This is a genomic window from Kitasatospora sp. NPDC059646 (assembly GCF_042734615.1).
In the GTDB taxonomy this organism is placed as follows: Bacteria; Actinomycetota; Actinomycetes; order Streptomycetales; family Streptomycetaceae; genus Kitasatospora.
This window is the reverse complement of the sequence record NZ_JBHWDS010000007.1, coordinates 142,021-163,134: the sequence shown is the minus strand read 5'-3', so window position 1 is coordinate 163,134 and position 21,114 is coordinate 142,021. Positions and strand designations below refer to the sequence as shown.

Here is a 21,114-nt window from a genome sequence, read left to right as displayed (position 1 = left end):
GGCGCGCCCGGATGGCCCGGCCCGGCGGGGCGGCGGACGGTCGGAGCAGGTGTGTCCGGGCGAGGCAGGGAGCGCAGATGGCAGAGCAGGCCGCCGGCCCGTCGGGGACGCCCGGGATCCGGGCGCTGCTGCGCAGCCCGGGGTACGGGCGGCTGCTGCTGGTCTCGGCGCTGGTGGGTGTGCCGGTCTCGCTGGCGGCGTTCGGTTTCGTCGGCCTGGAGCACGAGTTGCAGCACTGGGTGTGGCAGTCGGCGCCGGAGGCACTGGGGTACGGGCGGGCGCCGTGGTGGTGGGCGCTGCCCGCGCTGGCGTTGGCGGGTCTGCTGCTGGCGCCGATCGTCACCCGGCTGCCGGGCCGGGGCGGGCACACGCCGGTGCACGGCCTGGGCGGGCCGCCGACGCTGCCGGTGGAGGTGCCGTCGGTGGTGCTGGCGGCGCTGGCGGCGCTGCCGCTGGGCGTGGTGCTGGGTCCGGAGGCGCCGTTGATGGCGCTGGGCAGCGGTCTGGCGCTGCTGGCGGTGGGGCGGGCGCGGCCGACGGCGAGCCCGCTGCTGGCGCCGATGCTGGGCGCGGCGGGGTCGACGGCGGCGATCTCGACGATCTTCGGGAGTCCGCTGGTGGCGGCGGTGCTGATGCTGGAGGCGGCGAGTCTGGGCGGGGCCCAGCTGACCTTGCTGCTGCTGCCGTGCCTGCTGGCGTCGGGGGTCGGAGCGCTGGTGTTCACCGGGTTCGGCCACTGGACGGGCCTGACGATCGGGGCGTTGAGCCTTCCGACGGTGCCGAAGGCGTCGCTGCCGGACGCGGGGGACTTCCTGTGGGGCGTGCCGCTGGCGGTGGCGGTCGCGGTGGTGGTGGTCGCCGGCCAGACGGTGGGCCACCGGTTCGCGGAGTTCACGGCGCAGCGCACGGGGGTGCGGACGGTGATCTGCGCGGTGCTGGTGGGCCTGTGCGTGACGGGGTACGCGGTGGCGACGGGCCGGTCGCCGGAGGAGGCGGCGCTGTCGGGGCAGGCGACGCTGGCGCAGGTGGCGGCGGATCCGCGGGCGTGGCCGGTGGGGGCGCTGCTGGCGCTGGTGGTGTTCAAGGGGCTGGGCTGGGGGGTGGCGCTGGGGTCGATGCGGGGCGGTCCGATCTTTCCGGCGCTGCTGCTGGGTGCGGCGCTGGGGGTGGCGGCGGGGGGTCTGCCGGGGCTGGGCGTGGAGGCGGGCCTGGCGGCGGGGATGGCGGCCAGCGGTGCGGCGGCGACCCGGCTGCCGGTGACGAGTTCGGTGCTGGCGGCGCTGCTGCTGGGCGATCAGGCGGCGGATTCGCTGCCGCTGCTGATCGTGAGCGCGGTGGTGGCGTTCCTCACCGCGACGCTGGTGCACCGGGCGGCGGGGGACCAGGCGCAGGGCCGGCCGGCCCCGGCCGGCACGGCGGACTGAGCCGGCACGGCGGACTGAGCCGGCCGGCCGCGGTCGGGCGGCAGAGTTTGCGTCAAAACCGTGAACGTCGGCCGAACCGGTCGTGGACTCCTGTCGCACGGGCCCCACGACTGCTGCCCCGCCGCCCGGGACCAGTAGCGTTCATCGTTTTCACTGCTGAAACCTGGGGGGCTCCGGCCCGACCCGAAATGGACACGGTGCGCACCCGCCCGACCCGCCCGGCACACCGTCCGTCGGGGCCCGAACCGCAGGTCGGGCGGGCCGCGGGAGCCGGCGGCGGGCATATGCCGACAGGTTGGCCAGGACGGCACTCACCACATCGTGGGAAGCCGGGAAAAAGTTGGCCTCGGCGCCGACAGCGGACCCTCGTCCGCGGCCGGCGACGGTCGGGACGCCGTTCCGGCCGGACCGACGAGCCCTCAGGAGGGGAAAATGCGCACCGAGATCCTCGTGCAGCAGGACACCGACCTCGACCTCGACCTCCGCATCGCGGAGGTCTCGGAGCAGACCCAGGAGTTCGGCCAGGGCACCTACACCTCGCCGAGCAGCTACGCCATCGGCACCCGCTGCCCGGTCTGCTGCTGACGACACGTCGGTAGACCACGTGCGCGGGGCGGGCTGCGGCCCGCCCCGCGTTCTTCGTTCTCCCCACCGTCTGCGACCCCGAGGGACACCACGAACGTGCGAGCAGAGCAGGACCTGTTCGAGGTCCGCGAGCCGGTGCTGGTGCGGATGGCCAGCACGCCCCGGACCGGCGCCGAGGCCCGGATCGACCCCGACGACCCCGTGCCGGGGGTGCGCCGGCTGGCCGCCGACCCGCTGCTGCGGCAGGCCGTCGAGGTCGCCAGCGGCAGCCTCTCGCTCAGCCTGCAGCGCCTGGGCGAGCCGGACGGCGCGGCCGCGCTGGGCCGCAAGCGGACCGTCAGCGCGGCCCGCACACTGACCCGTTACGCCCGCCGCTCCGGCGGCCGGCCCACCCCGTTCGGACTGTTCGCGGGCGTCGGGCGGGCCCGCTTCGGGGCGGCCGCGAAGTCCTCGCCGGCCGGGCCCGGCCAGGTGCGGGTGCGGCTGGACGGCGGCTGGCTGCACCGCCGCGTGCTGGACTGGCTGGCCGTGCCGGAGGTCCGCCGCCGGATCGAGGTGGTACTGGACGACCTGTCGGTGCTGCGCGACGGCCGGCTGCTGCGGCACACCGGCGAGCGCGAGGTCTCGGTGCGCGACAACGCACTGGTCGCCCGGGTGCGCGAACTGGCGGCCCGACCGGTCGGCTACGCCGCGCTGCTGGCCGACCTGGCGGAGCGCTTCCCGCAGCTGCCGGCCGAGCGGATCGACGCCGTGCTGGCCGGACTCGTCCAGCACGGCTTCCTGCTGACCTCGCTGACCCCGCACCGGATCGACGACGCGCTGCTGGCACGGATCGAGTCCGCCGTCGACGGGGCGGTGCCCGGCGCCGCCGAGGGGCTGCGGGCCGTCCGGGCCGCGGCGGCCGTCCACGAGCGCGACCGGCCCGGCGAGGGGCTGGCGTCCTGGCGGGCGCTGCTCGACGAAGTGCGGGCGCTGGACCCGGCCGACCGGGCCGGCGAGCGGCCGCCCGTCCAGGTCGACCTGCGGATGCCCGCGGACCTGGTGCTGCCGGAGGCGATCGGCGAGGAGGTGCGCCGGTACGCCGCCGCGATCTGGGCGATCACGCCCGAGTGGACCACGCTGGAGCACCTGCGGGACTACCGGGAGCGGTTCGTCGAGCGCTACGGCACGGCCAGCGCCGTCCCGCTGGGCGACCTGGCGGACCCGCACCGCGGCCTCGGCCTGCCGCCCGAGTACGGCGGCGCGCTGCCCGCGCACTCTCGCTCCGGGCCCGGCGACGACGCCGACCGGCCGCGCCGCAACGCCGTCGCCGAACTCGTCCAGCAGGCCGTGCTGTCGGGCCGGGACGTGGTGCTGGACGACGCCGACGTCGCCCGCCTCGCGGACGCCGCCGGCCACCGGCCGGGCAGCACCCGCCCGCCGCGCACCCTGGAGCTCTGCTTCCAGGTGCTCGCCGACTCCACCGCCGCGCTCGACCGCGGCGAGTTCCTGCTGCTCGGCAGCCCGCACATCGGCTCCTGGACGGCCGGCGCCACCGCCGGCCGGTTCGCCGACCTGGCCGGCCTGACCGACGGCCTCGCCGCCCTGGCCGCCGGACCCGCCGACGACGAGGTGCTGCCCGTCCAGGTCGAGCTGGCCCCGCGCGACCCGCGGTCGCTGAACATCGTCCAGGTGCCGCCGCTGCTGCCGCACCGCCTGCCGATCGGAGTGGCCGCCGACCGCGACGACCCGCACTGCCTGGACTGGCGCACCCTGCTGGTCGCCGCCGGCGAGGACGGGCTGCGCCTGCTGCACCCGGCGACCGGCCGTCAGGTCGTCCCGGTGTTCCCGCACATGCTCGCCCTGGACGCGCAGGCCCCGCCGGTCGCCCGGTTCCTGTCCGACCTGGCCGCGGCCCGCCCCCGGGTGTGGTCCGGCTGGGACTGGGCGGGCCTGGACACCCTGCCGTACCTGCCCGCCGTCCGCTACGGCCGGGTCCTGACCACGCCGCGCCGCTGGCTGCCCGGCCGCCGCCTGCGCGACGCCGCCCGCACCGCCGGTCCGGCCGCCTGGGCGCAGGGCCTGCGCGAGTGGCGCGAGCGCTACCGGGTGCCCGACCGGCTGCAGATCGCCAGCAACGACCGGATGTTCCCGATCGACCTGCGGGAGAGCTGGGACGCCGAACTGCTGCGCGCCGAACTCACCGCCCCCGAACCGCGGTTCCAGCTCTTCCAGGACCTCACCGCGGACGGCGCCGGCCTCGGCTGGAACCACGGGCACAGCACCGAGATCGTCGTCCCGCTGTTCCGCGCCCCGGCGCCGAAGGCCGCCGACGACCGCCCGCCGCTCGCCAGGTCCGCGCTGCGCGTCGCCCCGACCGCCGTCCACCTGCCGGGCGAGGACTGGCTGTTCGCCAAGCTGTACGCCGACCCGTCGACCCACGAGACGCTGCTCGCCGAGCACCTGCCCGCCCTGCTCGGCGACCTCGGGGACGACATCGACCGCTGGTTCTTCCTGCGCTACCGCGACCCCGAACCGCACCTGCGGCTGCGCCTGCACGGCTCCCCGGACGTCCTGGCCGGCCGCGTCCTGCCCGCCCTGTCCCGGCACGTCCGCACCCTGATCGAGCGCGGCGCGCTGCGCACCATGGCGCTGGACGTGTACCGGCCGGAGACCGACCGGTACCTCGGACCGGGCGCCCAGCAGGCCGCCGAGGAGCTGTTCCTGACGGACAGTCAGTCCGCGGTGGTGCAGCTGCAGGCCCGCCGGGCCGGGGCCGCCGCGGTGCCGGACGAGGTGCTGGCCGCCGTCGGCCACGCCGTGCTGCTGGACTCGCTCGGCGACTGGGACTGGTGCGGCTGGGCCGACCACCTGTTCGACAAGAGCCCCGACCACCAGGTCTACCAGCGCCACCGCGCCCTCACCGACCGGCTGATCCGCCCCGGCGACGCCGCCCGGCACGCCGCCGGCCTGCTCGGCGTCCCCGCGCTGGCCACGCTCTGGACGGACTCCCCCGCCCCGCGCGAGTTCGGCCGGCTGCTGCTGGCCGCACCGGAGGCCGACCGCGACGAGGCCCTGATGTCGCTGCTGCACATGCGCCACAACCGCCTGTTCGGCATCGACCCGGCCGCCGAGGCCCGCGGCTACGCCGTCCTGCGCGGCGCCGCCCGCGCCCTGCTGGGCCGCCGCGCCCACACCGGGAACGGTTCATGACGGACCGTCGCACCCCCGCCCCCTCGACCCCGGAGCAGCCGATGACCGTCACCGAACCGACCGCGACGGCCTCCCACCGGGCCGGGCTGCGCGAGGCGGCCGGAACGGTGTCCGACCGGATCCTCGACCGGCTCGCCGACCCGGCCGCCACCATCGCCGCCACCCGGATCCCGGCGGAGGCCGCCGACGACGGCCTGCCCGAAGGGGTCTGGGCCGAACTGACGCTCGGCAGCGGCAGCCCCGGCCTGTCCCTGGCGTTCAGCGGCGGCGCCCGCCCGGGCACCGACCGGGCGGCCCGGGCCCACGGCTGGCTCGCGGTCGCCACCCGGGCCGCCGCCGACGGCGACACCACGCCCAGCGGGATCTTCAAGGGCCCCGGGGCGCTGGCCTTCGCCGTCCTGGCCGCCAACCGGGCCACCGGCGGCTACACCACCGCCCTGCACCGGCTCGACGCCTACCAGCGGCAGCTCGTGCGCACCGCGCTGCCCGCCGTCCCGGACGGCCCGCTGACCACCATCGGCCACTACGAGGTGGTGCGCGGCATGACCGGCGTCGGCCGGTACCTGCTGGCCCGCGCCGAGACCTGCGGGGAGGAACTGGAACGCGTCCTCGGCTACCTGATCGAACTGGCCCGCGGCGACACCGCCCACCGCGGCGTGCGGGTGCCCCGCTGGTGGTCGCTGGACGCGCCCCGCACCGGCTCCGAGCACCTGCTCCCCGACGGCCACCTCAACCTCGGCCTGTCGCACGGCGTCGCGGGCCCGCTCATGCTGCTCGCCCTGGCCTGGCGCGACGGCGTCCGGCTGCCCGGCCACCAGGAGGCGCTGGAGAGCGCCGCCGGACTGCTCACCCACTGGGCGGTCCGCGACGAGCACGGCCCCTACTGGCCGGGCTACCTCGACCTCACCGAGTACCTGGCCGGCCCGGACGCCTACGACAAGCCCCCGAGCTGGCCGTCCTGGTGCTACGGGGCACCGGGCGTCTCCCGCGCCCTGCAGGTCGCCGGGACGGTCCTCGACCGCCCGGACTGGACGGCGACGGCCCGCGCCTCGGTGGAACGGCTGCTGACCGTCCCGCTCGACGACTGGGGCATCACCGACCACGCCCTGTGCCACGGCTGGGCCGGCGCCCTGCACCAACTGGGCCGCCTGAACGAGCACTTCGCCGATCCCCGGATCGAGCGGCGGCGGGACCTGATCGCCGCCCGGCTGGTCGACGCGTTCGACCCGGACGCGCCGTTCGGCCTGCGCTTCACCATGACCGCCAAGCCGTTCGCCTCGGACGTCTCCGGCTACCTGGACGGCGCCGCCGGCGCCGCGCTCGCCCTGGACTCGTACGCGGCCGGCGGCACCCCGCACGACTGGGACATGCCGCTGCTGCTGTCCTGACCGCGCAGACGCGTCGGAGCGGCACCCGTCCCCCCACGGGTGCCGCTCCGAGGGCGCTCGGCACGGCGCTGTCCCCCCGCCGCCGCACCGACGCTTCGCCGCCCCGGGCCGTGCGCGGAGCAGCGCGGGCACAGCCGGGGCCGACGGGTCGCGGGCCGGCCGCCGGCGAGTGACCGGCCCACGGAACCGGGCCGCCGCCGGTGTCCCACTTCCGGTCGCGTCCCGATGAACACAGCCTGGGGTGGGCCGATAACCGGCAGCTAACATCTCCCTCACGTGCACCGGCGGGAGTCGGAGGGGACCTGCACGCGTCACGGAGGGACACCGGTGAGGTTCGGCCTGCTCGGCAGTCTGCTGGCGCACGACGGCGAGAAGGACTGCCCGGTGCGCGGCCCCAAGGCCCGTGCCCTGCTCGCCGTCCTGCTGCTGCACGCCAACCGGCCGGTCTCGCTCGACCGCCTGACCGACACCCTGTGGGGCGCCCGCGGCCCCGCCACGGCGGAGGCCTCGCTGCGCAACCTGGTCGCCCGGCTGCGCCGCGCCCTCGGCGACGAATCCGGACACCGCCTGCGGGCCGTCCCCGGCGGCTACCGGCTGGACGTCGCCGACGACGAACTGGACACCCTCCGGTTCGACCGGGCCGTGCGCCGGGCCCGCGCCGCCCACCAGGCCGGAGACCTCCCGCAGGTGCTCGCCGAGACCACCGCCGCCCTGGAGCTGTGGCGCGGCGAACCGCTCGCCGACGTCCCGGAACCGGCCGCCGAGCACGCCGCCCAGCTCGAACAGTGGCGGGAGAACCGGCTGCAGGCCCTGGAATGGCGCTTCGACGCCGAACTGCGCCAGGACCGCCCGCACGGAGTGATCGCCGAACTCACCGCCCTGACCGGAGAGTTCCCGCTGCACGAGGGCTTCCACGGCCAGCTGATGCAGGCCCTCGACCGGACCGGGCAGCGGGCCCGCGCCCTCGACGCGTACCAGCGGCTGCGCCGCACCCTGGTCGACGAACTGGGCATCGAACCCGGCCCGGCCGTCCGGGAGGTGCACCGGCGGATCCTCGCCGACCCGGCCCCCGCCGACCCGCCCGCCCCCGCCGCCTCGCCCGCCTCGCCCGCCGAACCCCGCGCCGCCCGCCCCGCGCCCGCCCAACTCCCCTCCCCGCCCGCACACTTCCTCGGCCGCCGGGAGCAGCTCGCCACCCTGCGCGCCGCCCTGCTGGCCCGCACCGACCGGCCCGCCGTGGCCGTGGTCAGCGGCATGGCCGGCGTCGGCAAGTCCGCCCTCGCGCTGGCCTGCGCCCACGCGCTGCGCACCGAGTTCCCGGACGGCCAGCTCTTCCTCAACCTCCGCGGCGCCACCCCCGGCCTGACCCCGCTGGGCGCACTGCCCGCCCTCACCACCCTGCTGCGCGGCCTCGGCATCGAACCGTCCGGGCTGCCCGACGACCCCGACACCGCCGCCGCACTGCTGCGCACCACCCTGACCGGCACCCGCACCCTGCTGCTGCTCGACGACGCCGCCGACCTCGCCCAGGTCCGGCCGCTGCTGCCGGCCGGCCCGGGCTGCGCCGTGCTGATCACCGGCCGCACCCCGATGCTCGCCCTGGACGGCGCACTCCACCTGCGACTGGACACCCTCTCCGAACGCGAGAGCATCGCCCTGGTCGAACGCACCGCGGGCCGCGCCACCGCCGACCGCGCCGTGGTCGCCTTCGAACAGGCCGACCTGGCCCGCCTGGCCGAGCTGTGCGGACGCCTCCCGCTCGCCCTGCGGATCGTCGGCGCCCGGCTCGCCGCCCGCCGCACCCTCCCGGTCCGCGGCCTGGTCGGCCGGCTGGAGGACCGCGAGGACCGCCTCGACGAACTCGAACTCGACGACCTGAGCATCCGTCAGTCACTCGCCCTGACGTACGACTCGCTGCGCGCCTCCGCCCGGCGGCCCGACCGGCGGGCCGCCGACGCCCTGCTCGCCGTCGGCGCCCTCGACCTGCCCGAGTACAGCGCCCCGCTGCTGGCCGGCGTCCTCGGCCTCACCCCCGCCCAGGCCGGCACCGCCCTCGACCGGCTCACCGAGGTCGCGCTCCTCGACGAGCCGCGCCTCGACCGGTACGTGCCGCACGACCTGGTCCGCGACTTCGCCCGCGAACTCACCGCCGACCCCGAGCAGCGCCTGCGGCTCACCCGCGCCGCGCTGGACTGGTACCGGGCCACCGCATCCGCCGCCGCCCTGGCCCTCGAACCGGACAAGCACCCCGACCGCCGACTCCCGGCCGTCCCCCCGGACCGGGAACTCGACCAGCCCGCCGCCCTGGCCTTCGGCGACACCGAGTACGGCAACCTGCTGGTCCTCGCCGACCGCCTCGCCGAGCAGCCGTGGGCCGCCGAACCCCTGCTCCTGACCGTCCGGGCGCTCTTCCCCTACCTCCGCAACCGCGGCCGCACCCAGGAACTCGCCCAGCTCAACCACGCCGCCCTGCGCGCGGCCCGGCAGGCGGGCGACGCCTTCGCCGAGGCGTACGCCCTCAGCGACCTCGCCTGCGCGCACTTCGACGTCGGCCGCTACCTGTCCGCCCTCGAACTCGTCGAACGGGGCGAGGCGCTGTGGCACGGACTCGGCGAGACGCACCACGAACGGATCGCGGCCACCAACCGCGGCGTGCTGCTGCACTCGCTCGACCGCGACGAAGAAGCCCTGGCCGTCCTCGAAACCGCCGCCGAACTCGCCCGCCGGCACGGCAACATCTCCAACGAGGCCACCATCTACGGCAACCTCGGCAACATCGCCGAGGCCACCGACCCGCACCTCGCCATCAGCTACCACCGGCGCAGCATCGAACTCGGCCGCCGGGTCGGCATGACCGCCGCCGAGGTCGCCGGCCTCCTCAACATCGGCTTCGCCTACCTCCGCCTCGGCGCCCACGACGACGCCATCCGCCACTTCGACGCGTCCCTCGCCTTCCCGCCCGGCAGCGCCCCCTGGGACTTCCGCGTCGAAGCGCAGAAGGGCCGCATCGACGCCCTCCGCCAACAGGGCCGCCTCACCGAGGCCCTGACCGCCAGCCAGGACCTCCTCACCCACGCCTCCGCCCTCCCCGAGGGCTACGCCACCGGCCTCGTCGAACACGTCCGCGGCCTCGTCCTCCGCGACCTCGGCCGCCCCACCGAAGCCCTCGCCGCCTGGCGCAACGCCCTGACCCGCCTCGCCAACGCCGACGTCCGCGAAGTCGCCGAAATCCGCCACCTCATCGCCACCACCGAAACCGCCTGACGTGACCGCAGAAGCATCGACCGCATGATGCACCCATTTGATATGACGATGCGTCAATTGAGGCATATGGGCTAACGTTGGCCCCGCGTCGCATCCCCTTCCTGGCGGTCAGCCACACTCCCGAGCGCGACGCAGAAGGGGCAGAGCCATGCCCAGCAAGAAGTACTCGTACGAACTGCGGGAACACGTGGTCGAGCACGGTGTCCCGATCCCCGTCGACGAGCTCAAGATCGACGAGAAGGCCCAGCGGACTCTCAACGAGCCGCGCGCGATGGGCATAGCCAACAACCTGGTCCCCGAGGCACTCGGCACGATCGTGGTCTCCCAGCGAGCCAACGGCGATCGCTACATCGTCGACGGAATGCACCGCTGGCACGTGTGCAAGCTTCGCAGCATTCCCACGCTGATGGCCGAGGTGCACCATGGTCTCGACCAGCAGGAAGAGGCCGTACTGTTCTTGATCAAGAACAGGGAGTCGAGCAAGCCCACGCCCCTCGACGAATACAAGATCGGCCTCACTGCCGGCCTCCCGCTGTTCGTCGACACCGATGCCGCGCTGCGCAAGCGCAACCTCGCGATGGGCTCGACCGGAACCAACACCGTCGGCGCGGTCTCCGGCGTGCTCCGGATCACCGACCTCTACGGGCCGGAAACCCTGGAGCGGACGCTCAAGGTAGCCGAGGATGCCTGGGGACGGACGAAGGAGACCTGGGACGGCATGCTCCTCGGGGGCATCGGCATGTTCCTGGGCCGCCACGGCGACGACATCGACGACAAGGCCCTCGCCGAGAAGATCGGCAAGAAGGATCCCGCCTTCCGGTGGCGCGCCAACATCACGGCGCTCGCCTCCGCCGGCGGTACGCGCCACAGCGGAACGGGATCGAGGGTGAGCACCTGCTACCAGCTCATCGTCGGCGAGTGGAACAAGGGCAGGCGCGAGGGCAACCGCATCAACATCTGACCATCCGTCGCACAACGCCAAGGGCCCGGTCCGCCGGGCCCTTGGCGCATCCCCCACCCGCCCGCCAGACGCCCCAACGCCAAAGGGCCGGCCCGGGATCCCTCCCGACGACCGGCCCTCCGTCAGCCCTCGTACACGGAGCCCCCTGTCGGGTTCGAACCGACGACCCCCGCTTTACAAGAGCGGTGCTCTGGCCAGCTGAGCTAAGGAGGCGTGGTGGCCGGGCGGGTGATCCGCGGTGGCACCAGAGGGCAGTGTACCGGGCGGGGGCGTGGGGATGCGGGTGGTTGTGGGCGGGGTGTGGGCAGGGTGTGGGGGCGGGCGGCCGGGGTCGTGACCGGATTGATGCGGAAGTCTGGGGCGACCGACTGCTGACAAAAGGATGAACTGCCAGGTAGCGTCACGGGGAGTCGCGCCGGAGAGCCTGTGGTCCAGACCACTCGGGGCGGCCGAGACAACCCAACCTTTACTCGGATCGTCCGGCACGTTCCTGCCGGTGAAGGAGCGAAGCAGCATGGCTTCTGTGACGTACGACAAGGCCACCCGTGTCTACCCGGGTGCCGACAAGCCGTCGGTCGACGCGCTCGACCTGGAGATCGGCGACGGCGAGTTCCTCGTCCTGGTCGGCCCCTCCGGCTGTGGCAAGTCCACCTCCCTGCGCATGCTGGCCGGCCTGGAGGACGTGAACGACGGCGCCATCCGGATCGGCGACCGCGACGTGACCCACCTGCCGCCGAAGGACCGGGACATCGCGATGGTGTTCCAGAACTACGCGCTCTACCCGCACATGACCGTCGCCGAGAACATGGGCTTCGCCCTGAAGATCGCCGGCGTGAACAAGGCGGACATCCGCACCAAGGTCGAAGAGGCCGCCAAGATCCTCGACCTGACCGAGTACCTGGACCGCAAGCCGAAGGCGCTCTCCGGCGGTCAGCGCCAGCGTGTCGCGATGGGCCGCGCGATCGTCCGCCAGCCGCAGGTCTTCCTCATGGACGAGCCGCTGTCGAACCTGGACGCCAAGCTCCGCGTCTCGACCCGTACCCAGATCGCCTCGCTGCAGCGCCGCCTGGGCATCACCACGGTCTACGTCACCCACGACCAGACCGAGGCCATGACCATGGGCGACCGCGTCGCGGTGCTCGACAAGGGCGTGCTCCAGCAGGTCGACGCCCCGCGCGCGATGTACGACAAGCCCGCCAACCTGTTCGTGGCCGGCTTCATCGGCTCCCCCGCGATGAACCTCGTCGAGGTCCCGCTGGTCGACGGCGGCGTCAAGTTCGGCGGCTCGGTCATCAACATCGACCGCGCGGACCTGGCCAAGGCCGGCGACGCCAAGAACGTCGTGGTGGGCATCCGCCCCGAGCACTTCCAGGTGGTCCCGGCCGGCGGCCTGGAGGGCGTCGCGGTCACCGTCAACGTGGTCGAGGAGCTCGGCGCCGACGGCTTCGTGTACGGCACCACCCAGGTGTCGGGCCAGGACAAGGACATCGTGGTCCGCGTGCACAGCCGGGAGATCCCGCAGCGCGGCGAGACCATCCACGTCGTCCCGGTCGGCAACGAGACCCACGTCTTCGCCACCACCGGCGAGCGCCTCAGCCGCTGACGGCGCCCTGAGGCCGCAGACGGCCCCAGCCGCAAGACGGCCCCCAGCCGCCGACGGCCTCAGCCGCCGACGCCCCGGCCCGCGCCGGCGAACGCAACCGGAACCCCCTGCCCACGGCGGTCGGCAGGGGGTTCCGCCGTTCCCCCGTTCCGGGCCCCGCCGTCAACCCGATGGCGGCACAAACCAGGACACCCGTCACTCATTGGTGTAACGCAGCGCGCCCGACGCGCCACACACCGCTACTCTCCTGTGCGTGAAACAGCTCGTTCGCCGTATCGGCCAGACCGTTGCCCTCACCCTGCCGGTGATCCTGGTGACCACCGGCACGCTCGCCGTCACCCGTGTCCCGTGGGCCCCGCCCACCGCGCTGGACCAGCAGGTCGTCGCGGCGTCCAGCGGGGACGGCTCCATCGGCCGGACCACCGGCTCCCCCAACACCCAGGGCCTCGCCGCGCAGGACGCGCTCCGGGTCGACCTCCTGGAGGAGCTGAAGAACCACAACCCGGGTTCCGCGCTCGACCTGCTGGAGCGCACCATGCGGGAGAAGCCCTCGCTCACCCCGTACTGCAGCGCGCTCGCCGGCGAGCTCGGCCGCGCCGCGGTGAAGAAGTACCAGGGCGACGTCCAGCGCGCCCGCTCCTTCGCCCGCCCGGTCTGCGACGGCTCCTTCGCCGCGGGCGTCGTCGGCTAGCCGCTCCCGCTCCGTCGCAGAGCCCGCCCCCGGACTGACCGGAGGCGGGCTCTTCCGTTGGTGGCAGCACGGCATCGGCGGGTGGGCGCACGGGGCCACCCTCAGAAGCGCGCAGGGCAGAAGCGCGCAGGGCAGAAGCGCACGCAAGGGGACGCCCGCCGCCGGGGCCGCGACCCGAGCGATGACGTGCTCGTGGTCGCGGCCCCGCCGACGGGCGTCCCGCGCCCCTGCCGTGCGCCTCCTGTCCGGGCCCTCAGGCCCCCGCGGCCGCCGGCCGCATGCCGAGCTCCAGCAGCGGCGGCCCGCTGCCGAGCAGGCCGCCGATCACGCCGTGCGACGGCTGGGAGCGGGGGGTGCTGGGGGCGCCGGTGCCCGTGCCGCCGCCGGAGCCGCCCGTGCTGCCGCCGGAGCTGCTTCCGCTGCTGGTGCCGCCGGTGCCGTTGGCGTGCGGGGACGGCGTCGGGCTGGGCGTGGCACCGGACTTGGGCTTGCTGCTGCCGCTGCGGCTGGGCGAGGGCGACGGCGTCGTCCTGCTCGGCGCGGGCGACGGCGTGGGCGTGGGCGAGGGTGCGGCCGGGGAGGGGCCGCTGCTCGGCCACACCGGGGTGCCGTAGTCCGTCTGCGGGCGCATCGGCGCCTCGCGTCCGGTGCGGACGGCCGCGCCCAGCAGGGAGCCGGACAGCAGGGTGAGGCCGACCACGACGGCGGTGACGACGGCGCGGCGGCGGAGCATCCGTCGCCGCACCGCGCCGGGCTCGGCGGGCCCGTGCCGGCGGAAGGCCTCCAGCGCGATCCGGCCGTCCAGCGAGGCGAACGGCGCGCCGGCCATCAACAGCGGGCTCCAGGCCGCGAGGAAGATCAGGTCGGGGGTGTCGTAGACCGGCACCGCCTTCCAGCTGACCGTGAACAGCAGGGCCGCGGACAGCGCCATCGCGCTGCCGGCGGCGAGCCGCTGCCACAGGCCGAGGATGGACAGCACGCCGATCACGATCTCCGCGAAGGCGACGGCGAGGCCGGAGCCGACCGGGTGGGCCATCGCGAAGTCCAGCAGCGGCTGGGCGACCTTCCACGGGTGCAGCGAGGACAGCCAGCGCATCATCGAGCCGCGCTCGCCGCCGTCGAAGTACACCGGGTCGCACAGCTTGCTGAAGCCGGCGTAGACCGACAGCGAGCCGAGCAGCACGCGCAGCGGCAGCAGCACCAGGCCGAGGTCGACCCGGCGGCCGGGGTACCAGGCGTGCTTGGAGCCGTCGGCGAGCGAGGGCATCTCGGGCAGGTCGCCCTCGGGCTGCCAGCTGCGGCCGCCGACCCGCACCGAGTCGTCCAGCAGGTCGGGCACCCCGGCGTGCGGGGTCTCGTCGGAGTCCGAGCCGAGGCCCGAGCCCGAACCGGACCCGAAGGCGGAGCCCGAGCCGGAGCCGAGGCCCGAGCCGGCATCGGGCCCGTACTGCCGGGGCACGGCCTGGAGCTGCTGGGTGTCCTGGTCGGCGAAGGCCTGGTCGGTGAAGGACTTCGCCGGCGCGGGCACGGTGTTCAGCCGGACGGCGTCGAGCAGCCGGGTGGCGGCGGTGTCGCCGGGCGCGGCCTGGCCGCTCCAGGTGACCACCCGGGTCTTGCGGCGGGGCGCGGTGCCGGTGACCGAGGCGGCGGTGATCCCGGCGAGTGCGGGCATCGACGCCGCGGGCACCACGACCTGCGGGGTGACCAGCGGACGGGCGCCGACCGGGTGGCCGTACGGGTCGCCGAAGGCGGCCCCGGCCGGCGGATCGATCAGCGCGGTCACCGGGCCGGAGAGCCTGACCCGGAAACTGGCCTGGGTGCTGCTGAGCTTCGCCGGGTCGGACGGGACCCGGACCGTGTTGAGGCCCGGACCGTCGTCTATCGCCGCGGGGCGCTGCCCGAAACGCCGAGGTGTTCTGGTGTCCACACCCCTCTAACCGGGTGACGGGCCCTGAGGACACTCTCCCGGGTGCATTCCGGACGAGGATTTGAAGTGATCATGAGCGATCCGATCGGGCCCGACCGGACCCGACCGGTTGACTCACGAAATTGACGCACTGTCATGCGCCGTGACGGAACGTCAGCGCCTGGCGCGCAGGCGGGACGCCTCGTACAGCACGACACCGGCGGCGACGCCGGCGTTCAGCGACTCGGTCTGGCCGGGCATCGGGATCCGGACCAGCAGGTCGCAGGTCTCCGACACCAGGCGGGACAGGCCCTTGCCCTCGGAGCCGGCCACGATCACCACGGGGCCGGTGAGCGCGTCCAGGTCGCCGATCTCGGCCTCGCCGTCGGCGGCCAGGCCGACCACCATCAGACCGGCCTTCTGGTAGGCCTCCAGCGCGCGGGTCAGGTTGGTGGCGCGCGCCACGGGCAGTCGCGCCGCCGCACCGGACGAGGTCTTCCAGGCGCCCGCGGTCATGCCGGCCGCGCGGCGCTCGGGGATCACCACGCCGTGCGCGCCGAACGCGGCGGCGGAGCGGACCACGGCGCCCAGGTTGCGGGAGTCGGTGACGCCGTCCAGCGCCATGATCAGCGCGTCCTGGCCGGCGTCGGCGGCGGCGTCCAGCAGGTCCTCGGGGTGCGCGTACTCGTACGGCGGGACCTGCAGCACCAGGCCCTGGTGGTTCAGGCCGCCGGTCATCTGGTCCAGCTGCGGGCGGGGGGCCTCCATCAGCGGGATGCCGCGCTCGTTGGCGGCCTGGAAGGCCTCCCGGACGCGGTCGTCGGTGTCGATGAACTGCTGGACGTAGAGCGCGTTCGCGGGCACTCCGCCCTGCAGCGCCTCGACCACCGAGTTGCGGCCCACCACCAGCTCGGCCGCGCCCGCGCCGCCGCGGCCGCTGCGCGAGCCGGCGCCGGCCCGGCGCATGCCGGCCCGGGACTTGGCGTCGCGCTCGCGCTTGAGCGCCGCGTTGGCGGCGCGCTGCTTGGGGTGCCCCTTGCGGGCCTCGCCGGGCGGCGTCGGGCCCTTGCCCTGCAGTGCCTTCCGGCTGTGGCCGCCGGTACCGACACTCGCGCCCTTCTTCGACCCGGGGTTGCGGCGGTTCCTGCGCTGGCTGTTGCCGGCCATGGCTGTACTTCCTGTCTCTGCGTCTGCTTCGTGCGTGGGGGCCGCACCCATACAAAGGTACGGCCCCCACGCGCCCCGAGGGGCTACTGGTTGATCGTCCAGCGCGGGCCGGACGGGGTGTCCTCGATCGCCAGCCCGGCCTGGCCGAGCTGGTCGCGGATGGCGTCCGCGGTGGCGAAGTCCTTGCGGGCGCGGGCCGCCTGGCGCTGTTCCAGCACCAGTTTGACCAGCGAGTCGACCACGCCGGTGAGCTCCTCGCCCTGGGTGGCGCCGCCGGCCCACATCTCGTCCAGCGGGTCCAGGCCGAGGACGCCGAGCATCGCCCGGACCTCGGCGAGGCGGGCCGCGGTGGACTCCTTGTCGTCCGCGCCGAGCGCGCTGTTGCCCTGCCGGACGGCGGTGTGCACGACGGCGAGGGCCTGCGGGACGCCCAGGTCGTCGTCCATCGCCTCGGCGAACGCCAGCGGGACCTCGGGCGCGGGGTCGACGGTGCCGCAGCGCTCGACGGCGCGCTCGATGAAGCCCTCGATCCGGGCGAACGCGGTCTCGGCGTCGCGCAGCGACTCCTCGCTGTACTCGATCATCGAGCGGTAGTGCGGGCCGGCCAGGTAGTAGCGCAGCACGATCGGCCGCCAGCGCTGCACCATCTCGGAGACCAGCACCGAGTTGCCCAGCGACTTGGACATCTTCTCGCCGCTCATGGTGACCCAGGCGTTGTGCACCCAGAAGTTGGCGAACTCGTCGCCGTACGCCCTGGACTGGGCGATCTCGTTCTCGTGGTGCGGGAAGATCAGGTCCAGCCCGCCGCCGTGGATGTCGAAGGAGCTGCCGAGGTACTTGTGCACCATCGCGGAGCACTCCAGGTGCCAGCCGGGACGGCCGCGGCCCCACGGGGTGTCCCAGCTCGGCTCGCCCGGCTTGGCGGCCTTCCACATGGCGAAGTCGCGCTGGTCGCGCTTGCCGGTCTCGCCCTCCCCGGCGGGCTGCCGGAGGTTCTCCAACTCCTGGTTGGAGAGCGCCAGGTAGTCCGGGTAGGTGGTGACCGCGAAGTACACGTTGCCGTCGGCCTCGTACGCGTGGCCGCGCTCGATCAGGCCCTGCATCATCTCGATCATCTCCGGCACGTGGCCGGTGGCGCGCGGCTCCGCACTGGGCGGCAGGCAGCCGAGGGCGTCGTAACCCTCGTTGAAGGCGCGCTCGTTGGCGTGCGCGATCTTCCACCACTCGGTGGACTGCTCGCGCCCCTTGGCGATCACCTTGTCGTCGATGTCGGTGACGTTGCGGACGAAGGTGACCTCGTAGCCGCGGTAGCGGAACCACCGCTGCATCACGTCGAAGTTGAGTCCCGACCGGATGTGCCCGATGTGCGGGGGCGCCTGGACGGTGGCGCCGCACAGGTAGATCGAGACACAGCCCGGCACCAGCGGGACGAAGTCGCGTACCTGGCGGGTCATGGTGTCGTACAGGCGAAGGCTCACAGCGTCCAGGGTAGTGGGCGGCGGGGGGTGCCCCGCCACCTTCCGCCCACTCGGCCGGATTCGGTGTCAGACGTGGTTGACGACCTTGCGCGGGCTGAGCCGCACCACCACCCGCACCGCGTCCGGCTCGTCCCACGCGTAGTCCTGGCCGCGGTACTTGTTCGACAGTTCGTCGATCAGCTCGCGGCCGCCCTCGGTGGTCAGGGTGACCTCGCCGCGGGCCTCGAAGTACTGGTAGGGGCTGTCGGCCGGGTTGACCAGCAGACTCACCCGCGGGTCGCGCACCAGGTTGAGGTGCTTGCGGCGGCCCTGCACGGTGGAGAACAGGATGTCGTCGCCGTCCCGCTTCACCCACACCACCGAGGACTGCGGGCTGCCGTCCGGCTGGATCGTCGAGACCACCGCGAAGCTCTTCGCGTCCAGCAGCGCCTTCACGTTGTCGGCGAGCACCTCACCCATGGGTTCCTCCTGTGACCTGATGACGACGGATCGTCAGGCCAGGCTAGAGGGAGGGGCGTTGGTAGACCAGCGCCGTGGCGATCGCGGCGAGTCCCTCGGCCCGGCCGGTCAGGCCCAGGCCGTCGGTGGTGGTCCCGGAGACCGACACCGGGGCGCCGACCGCGGCGGACAGCGCCGCCTGCGCCTCGTCGCGGCGCTTGCCGATCTTGGGGCGGACGCCGATCACCTGGATCGCCACGTTGCCGATCTCGAACCCGGCCTCCCGCACCAGCCGGGCGGCCTCGCCGAGCAGCGCCACGCCGGCCGCGCCGGCCCACTCGGGGCGGTCGGTGCCGAAGTGCGCGCCGAGGTCGCCGATCCCGGCGGCGGAGAACAGCGCGTCGCAGGCGGCGTGCGCGGCCACGTCGGCGTCCGAGTGCCCGGCCAGGCCGGTCTCGCCCGGCCAGTCCAGTCCGGCCACCCGCAGCGGCCGGCCGGCCTCGAAGGCGTGCACGTCGGTGCCGACGCCGATCCGCGGCAGGACCGGCACGGCGGGGTTCTCAGTAGGCATCGGTGGCCCTCCGGCGGGCGAGTACGGCCTCGGCGAGCACGAGGTCCAGCGGGCGGGTGACCTTGAAGGCCTCCTCGTGGCCGGGCACCACGACGACCCGGCCGCCGAACCGCTCGATCAGCCCGGCGTCGTCGGTGACCTCGACGCCCTCGGCGGCGGCCTTCTCGTGCGCGGCGACCAGGCCGGCCAGGTCGAAGCCCTGCGGGGTCTGGACGGCGCGCAGCGTGGAGCGGTCGGGGGTGTCCAGCACCGGCTCCGGGCCGGCCGGCTGCGGCTCGACCCGCTTGACGGTGTCGGCCAGCGGCACCGCGGGCACCACCGCGTCGGCGCCGGCCCGGACGGCGGCGGCCACCGCGTCCACCACCTCGACGGGCACCAGCGGGCGGGCCGCGTCGTGCACCAGCACCACCGGGGTGCCGGCCGGGACGGCGGCCAGGCCGAGCCGCACCGACTCCTGCCGGCTGGCGCCGCCGGGCACCACCCGGACGTCCTTGCCGTCCAGGCCGTGGCTGTCCAGCAGCGCGACGACCTCCGCCACGCCGTCCGGCGGGGCGCACACCACCACCAGGCCGACCGCCCGGCTGCGGGCCAGCGCCCGGACCGCGTGCACCAGCAGCGGGACGCCGCCGAGTTCGCGCAGCGCCTTGGGGGCGCCGGGGCCGAGTCGCTCGCCGCGCCCGGCGGCCGGAACGACCGCTGCCGCGAGCTGTGCTGAGGCGTTCAGGTTTGGCTCCTTGGTCGCGATGGGTATGGCCGTGCCGAACGCGGATTCGCGAGCGGGCAGGCCCCCTTCCTGACTGCACGTTAGTGGAACTGCGCCGACCCGTTCGCCACCGTTTCGCCGTGCCGTCCCCTTCCGGGTACGACGAAGCGCCCGAGGCGCCCTTTCGGGCACCGTCGGGCGCGTCGGTCGTCAGGGCTCGGAGCTGTGCTCAGGGCCTGCGTCGGCCTGCGCTCAGGAGGCGAGAACCTCGTCGAGCAGCGTCTCGGCCTTGTCCTCGTTGGTGTTCTCGGCGAGTGCGAGCTCGCTCACCAGGATCTGGCGTGCCTTGGCGAGCATCCGCTTCTCGCCGGCCGACAGGCCCCGCTCGCGCTCGCGGCGCCACAGGTCGCGGACCACCTCGGCGACCTTGATCACGTCGCCGGACGCGAGCTTCTCCAGGTTCGCCTTGTAGCGGCGCGACCAGTTGGTGGGTTCTTCGGTGTAGGGCGCGCGAAGCACCTCGAAAACGCGGTCCAGGCCTTCCTGGCCCACCACGTCGCGGACACCGACGAACTCGGCGTTCTCCGCGGGGACGCGGAGCGTCAGATCTCCCTGCTGCACCTTCAGCACCAGGTAGGTCTTGTCCACACCCTTGATCTGGCGAGTTTCGATGGCCTCGATCAGCGCAGCCCCGTGATGGGGGTAGACCACCGTGTCGCCAACCTTGAACGTCATGTGACAGGACCCCTTCCGTGGCTTTCCAGAATAACACGCTTTTCGGCTGACCCGAAGGGCGTTTTCGCAGGTCAGGGCCGGTACCAGGGCTTGACAACCACCCCCGTCGCATGCTGCGACCGGTGTTCGAGGAGGGCTTCTCGCAGGTCGGAGGCGGTCTGACCTGGGCAACGAAACCTCTGGTCACACTCCCGAAACCATGGTTGGATCTTGAGTTTTTACCTCCGACTCGCCGAGCGCCCGGGATCGTGATCGGACCGCGACACGGGGCCACCCCGTGATAGCCGGATATGTGTGGTCGGTAGTGTGGCCCTCGACCACCGACCGTGATCCCGCTTCCGTGGATCGTCCCCTCCAAGGAGAAGTCGCCGCCGTGAGCCGGAGCCTTCGACGCGGCGCTGCCGCCGCCCTCGTCCTCGCCGCGATCGTGCCGCTGTCCGCCTGTGCGGCTGGCAACGATGCCGACACGCTGCAGATCAAGCCGGACAACGCGGCGACGTCGATCGGCAACGAGGTCAAGCTCAACAACATCGTCGTGGTCGCCCCCGCGGGGTCGGCCGGCGAGTACTCGGGTCCGGTGGCCGTCACCGCGAACATCGCCAACACCGCGCCGAAGGACGACCTGGTGCTGACCTCGGTCAAGGTCGGCGGCACCGCCGCCACGCTGACCGACGAGCACGGCGCGCAGGTCTCCCAGATCACCATCAAGGCCGGCCAGTCGGTGCTGCTGGGCGGCAAGGACGGCGCGGCCGGCGCCCAGGTGTCCGGCGCGAAGCTGTCGGTCGGCGGCTACGCCGACACCACCTTCACCTTCAAGACCGCCGGCGAGGTCTCCGCCCCCGCCAACGTGCAGCCGGCCTCCGGCCTGTACCAGGGCTTCGGCCCGCAGGGGAAGTCCACCTCCTCGCCGAGCGCCGGCGCCACCTCCTCGCCGTCGCCGGGCGCGACCGCGAGCGGCTCGCCGAGCGCCCCGGCCACCGGCAGCCCGTCGGCCTCCGCCCACTGACC

At 74.2% G+C, this 21,114-nt stretch carries 16 protein-coding genes and 1 tRNA gene; 9 read left to right on the top strand and 8 right to left on the bottom strand.

Translation table 11 applies throughout. The features are described 5' to 3' along the window. Nucleotides 1-77 precede the first annotated feature (77 nt). From ACFV1L_RS07240 to ACFV1L_RS07215, 6 genes are all read left to right on the top strand, one after another. Nucleotides 78-1,424, top strand: coding sequence for a chloride channel protein (locus ACFV1L_RS07240; protein ID WP_380363682.1), 1,347 nt, complete (start codon nucleotides 78-80; stop codon nucleotides 1,422-1,424). Between the two features lie 432 nt (nucleotides 1,425-1,856). Further along, nucleotides 1,857-2,009 carry an SCO0268 family class II lanthipeptide gene (lanA, locus tag ACFV1L_RS07235; RefSeq protein WP_380363680.1) on the top strand — a complete coding sequence of 51 codons (153 nt, stop codon included), beginning with the start codon at nucleotides 1,857-1,859 and terminating at the stop codon, nucleotides 2,007-2,009. Nucleotides 2,010-2,156: 147 nt separating this feature from the next. Further along, a complete protein-coding gene (locus tag ACFV1L_RS07230; RefSeq protein WP_380363745.1) occupies nucleotides 2,157-5,201 on the top strand; it encodes a lantibiotic dehydratase in 3,045 nt (1,014 codons plus the stop codon). After that, nucleotides 5,198-6,589, top strand: coding sequence for a lanthionine synthetase C family protein (locus ACFV1L_RS07225; RefSeq protein ID WP_380363678.1), 1,392 nt, complete (start codon nucleotides 5,198-5,200; stop codon nucleotides 6,587-6,589). Before ACFV1L_RS07230 ends, ACFV1L_RS07225 begins: the two co-directional genes overlap by 4 nt. A 327-nt stretch (nucleotides 6,590-6,916) precedes the next feature. Next, nucleotides 6,917-9,853, top strand: a complete 2,937-nt coding sequence (locus ACFV1L_RS07220) for a BTAD domain-containing putative transcriptional regulator (protein WP_380363676.1) — start codon at nucleotides 6,917-6,919, stop codon at nucleotides 9,851-9,853. A 148-nt stretch (nucleotides 9,854-10,001) separates the two neighbouring features. Further along, a complete protein-coding gene (locus ACFV1L_RS07215) occupies nucleotides 10,002-10,814 on the top strand; it encodes a DUF6551 family protein (RefSeq protein ID WP_380363674.1) in 813 nt (270 codons plus the stop codon). Nucleotides 10,815-10,953: 139 nt separating this feature from the next. On the opposite strand, the gene ACFV1L_RS07210 is transcribed toward ACFV1L_RS07215, so the two are convergent. Continuing rightward, nucleotides 10,954-11,027: transfer RNA gene (locus ACFV1L_RS07210), tRNA-Thr, on the bottom strand. Nucleotides 11,028-11,328: 301 nt separating this feature from the next. Here ACFV1L_RS07210 and ACFV1L_RS07205 point away from each other — a divergent pair. Both ACFV1L_RS07205 and ACFV1L_RS07200 read left to right on the top strand, forming a co-directional pair. Beyond that, nucleotides 11,329-12,417 carry an ABC transporter ATP-binding protein gene (locus tag ACFV1L_RS07205; RefSeq protein WP_380363672.1) on the top strand — a complete coding sequence of 363 codons (1,089 nt, stop codon included), beginning with the start codon at nucleotides 11,329-11,331 and terminating at the stop codon, nucleotides 12,415-12,417. A 253-nt stretch (nucleotides 12,418-12,670) separates the two neighbouring features. Beyond that, complete coding sequence (locus ACFV1L_RS07200; protein WP_380363671.1) at nucleotides 12,671-13,108, top strand: hypothetical protein; 438 nt, start codon at nucleotides 12,671-12,673, stop codon at nucleotides 13,106-13,108. A 253-nt stretch (nucleotides 13,109-13,361) separates the two neighbouring features. On the opposite strand, the gene ACFV1L_RS07195 is transcribed toward ACFV1L_RS07200, so the two are convergent. The 7 genes from ACFV1L_RS07195 to ACFV1L_RS07165 form a co-directional block, all read right to left on the bottom strand. Next, nucleotides 13,362-15,035, bottom strand: coding sequence for a DoxX family protein (locus ACFV1L_RS07195; protein ID WP_380363669.1), 1,674 nt, complete (start codon nucleotides 15,033-15,035; stop codon nucleotides 13,362-13,364). 153 nt (nucleotides 15,036-15,188) lie between these two features. Then, the gene (gene rlmB / locus ACFV1L_RS07190) at nucleotides 15,189-16,181 is read right to left on the bottom strand and encodes a 23S rRNA (guanosine(2251)-2'-O)-methyltransferase RlmB (protein WP_380363667.1); all 993 of its coding nucleotides are present in this window, start codon (nucleotides 16,179-16,181) and stop codon (nucleotides 15,189-15,191) included. 83 nt (nucleotides 16,182-16,264) lie between these two features. Then, complete coding sequence (gene cysS / locus ACFV1L_RS07185) at nucleotides 16,265-17,659, bottom strand: cysteine--tRNA ligase (RefSeq protein WP_380363665.1); 1,395 nt, start codon at nucleotides 17,657-17,659, stop codon at nucleotides 16,265-16,267. A gap of 66 nt (nucleotides 17,660-17,725) precedes the next feature. Then, nucleotides 17,726-18,118 carry a PPOX class F420-dependent oxidoreductase gene (locus tag ACFV1L_RS07180; RefSeq protein ID WP_380363663.1) on the bottom strand — a complete coding sequence of 131 codons (393 nt, stop codon included), beginning with the start codon at nucleotides 18,116-18,118 and terminating at the stop codon, nucleotides 17,726-17,728. A gap of 43 nt (nucleotides 18,119-18,161) precedes the next feature. Next, a complete protein-coding gene (gene ispF / locus ACFV1L_RS07175; RefSeq protein WP_380363661.1) occupies nucleotides 18,162-18,668 on the bottom strand; it encodes a 2-C-methyl-D-erythritol 2,4-cyclodiphosphate synthase in 507 nt (168 codons plus the stop codon). Beyond that, complete coding sequence (gene ispD / locus ACFV1L_RS07170) at nucleotides 18,658-19,413, bottom strand: 2-C-methyl-D-erythritol 4-phosphate cytidylyltransferase (RefSeq protein WP_380363743.1); 756 nt, start codon at nucleotides 19,411-19,413, stop codon at nucleotides 18,658-18,660. The genes ispF and ispD overlap by 11 nt, the downstream gene beginning before the upstream one ends. A 210-nt stretch (nucleotides 19,414-19,623) precedes the next feature. Next, the gene (locus ACFV1L_RS07165; protein WP_014136563.1) at nucleotides 19,624-20,106 is read right to left on the bottom strand and encodes a CarD family transcriptional regulator; all 483 of its coding nucleotides are present in this window, start codon (nucleotides 20,104-20,106) and stop codon (nucleotides 19,624-19,626) included. Nucleotides 20,107-20,479: 373 nt separating this feature from the next. Here ACFV1L_RS07165 and ACFV1L_RS07160 point away from each other — a divergent pair, with 373 nt between their 5' ends. Beyond that, nucleotides 20,480-21,112, top strand: a complete 633-nt coding sequence (locus ACFV1L_RS07160) for a DUF461 domain-containing protein (protein WP_380363659.1) — start codon at nucleotides 20,480-20,482, stop codon at nucleotides 21,110-21,112. Nucleotides 21,113-21,114: the final 2 nt, after the last annotated feature.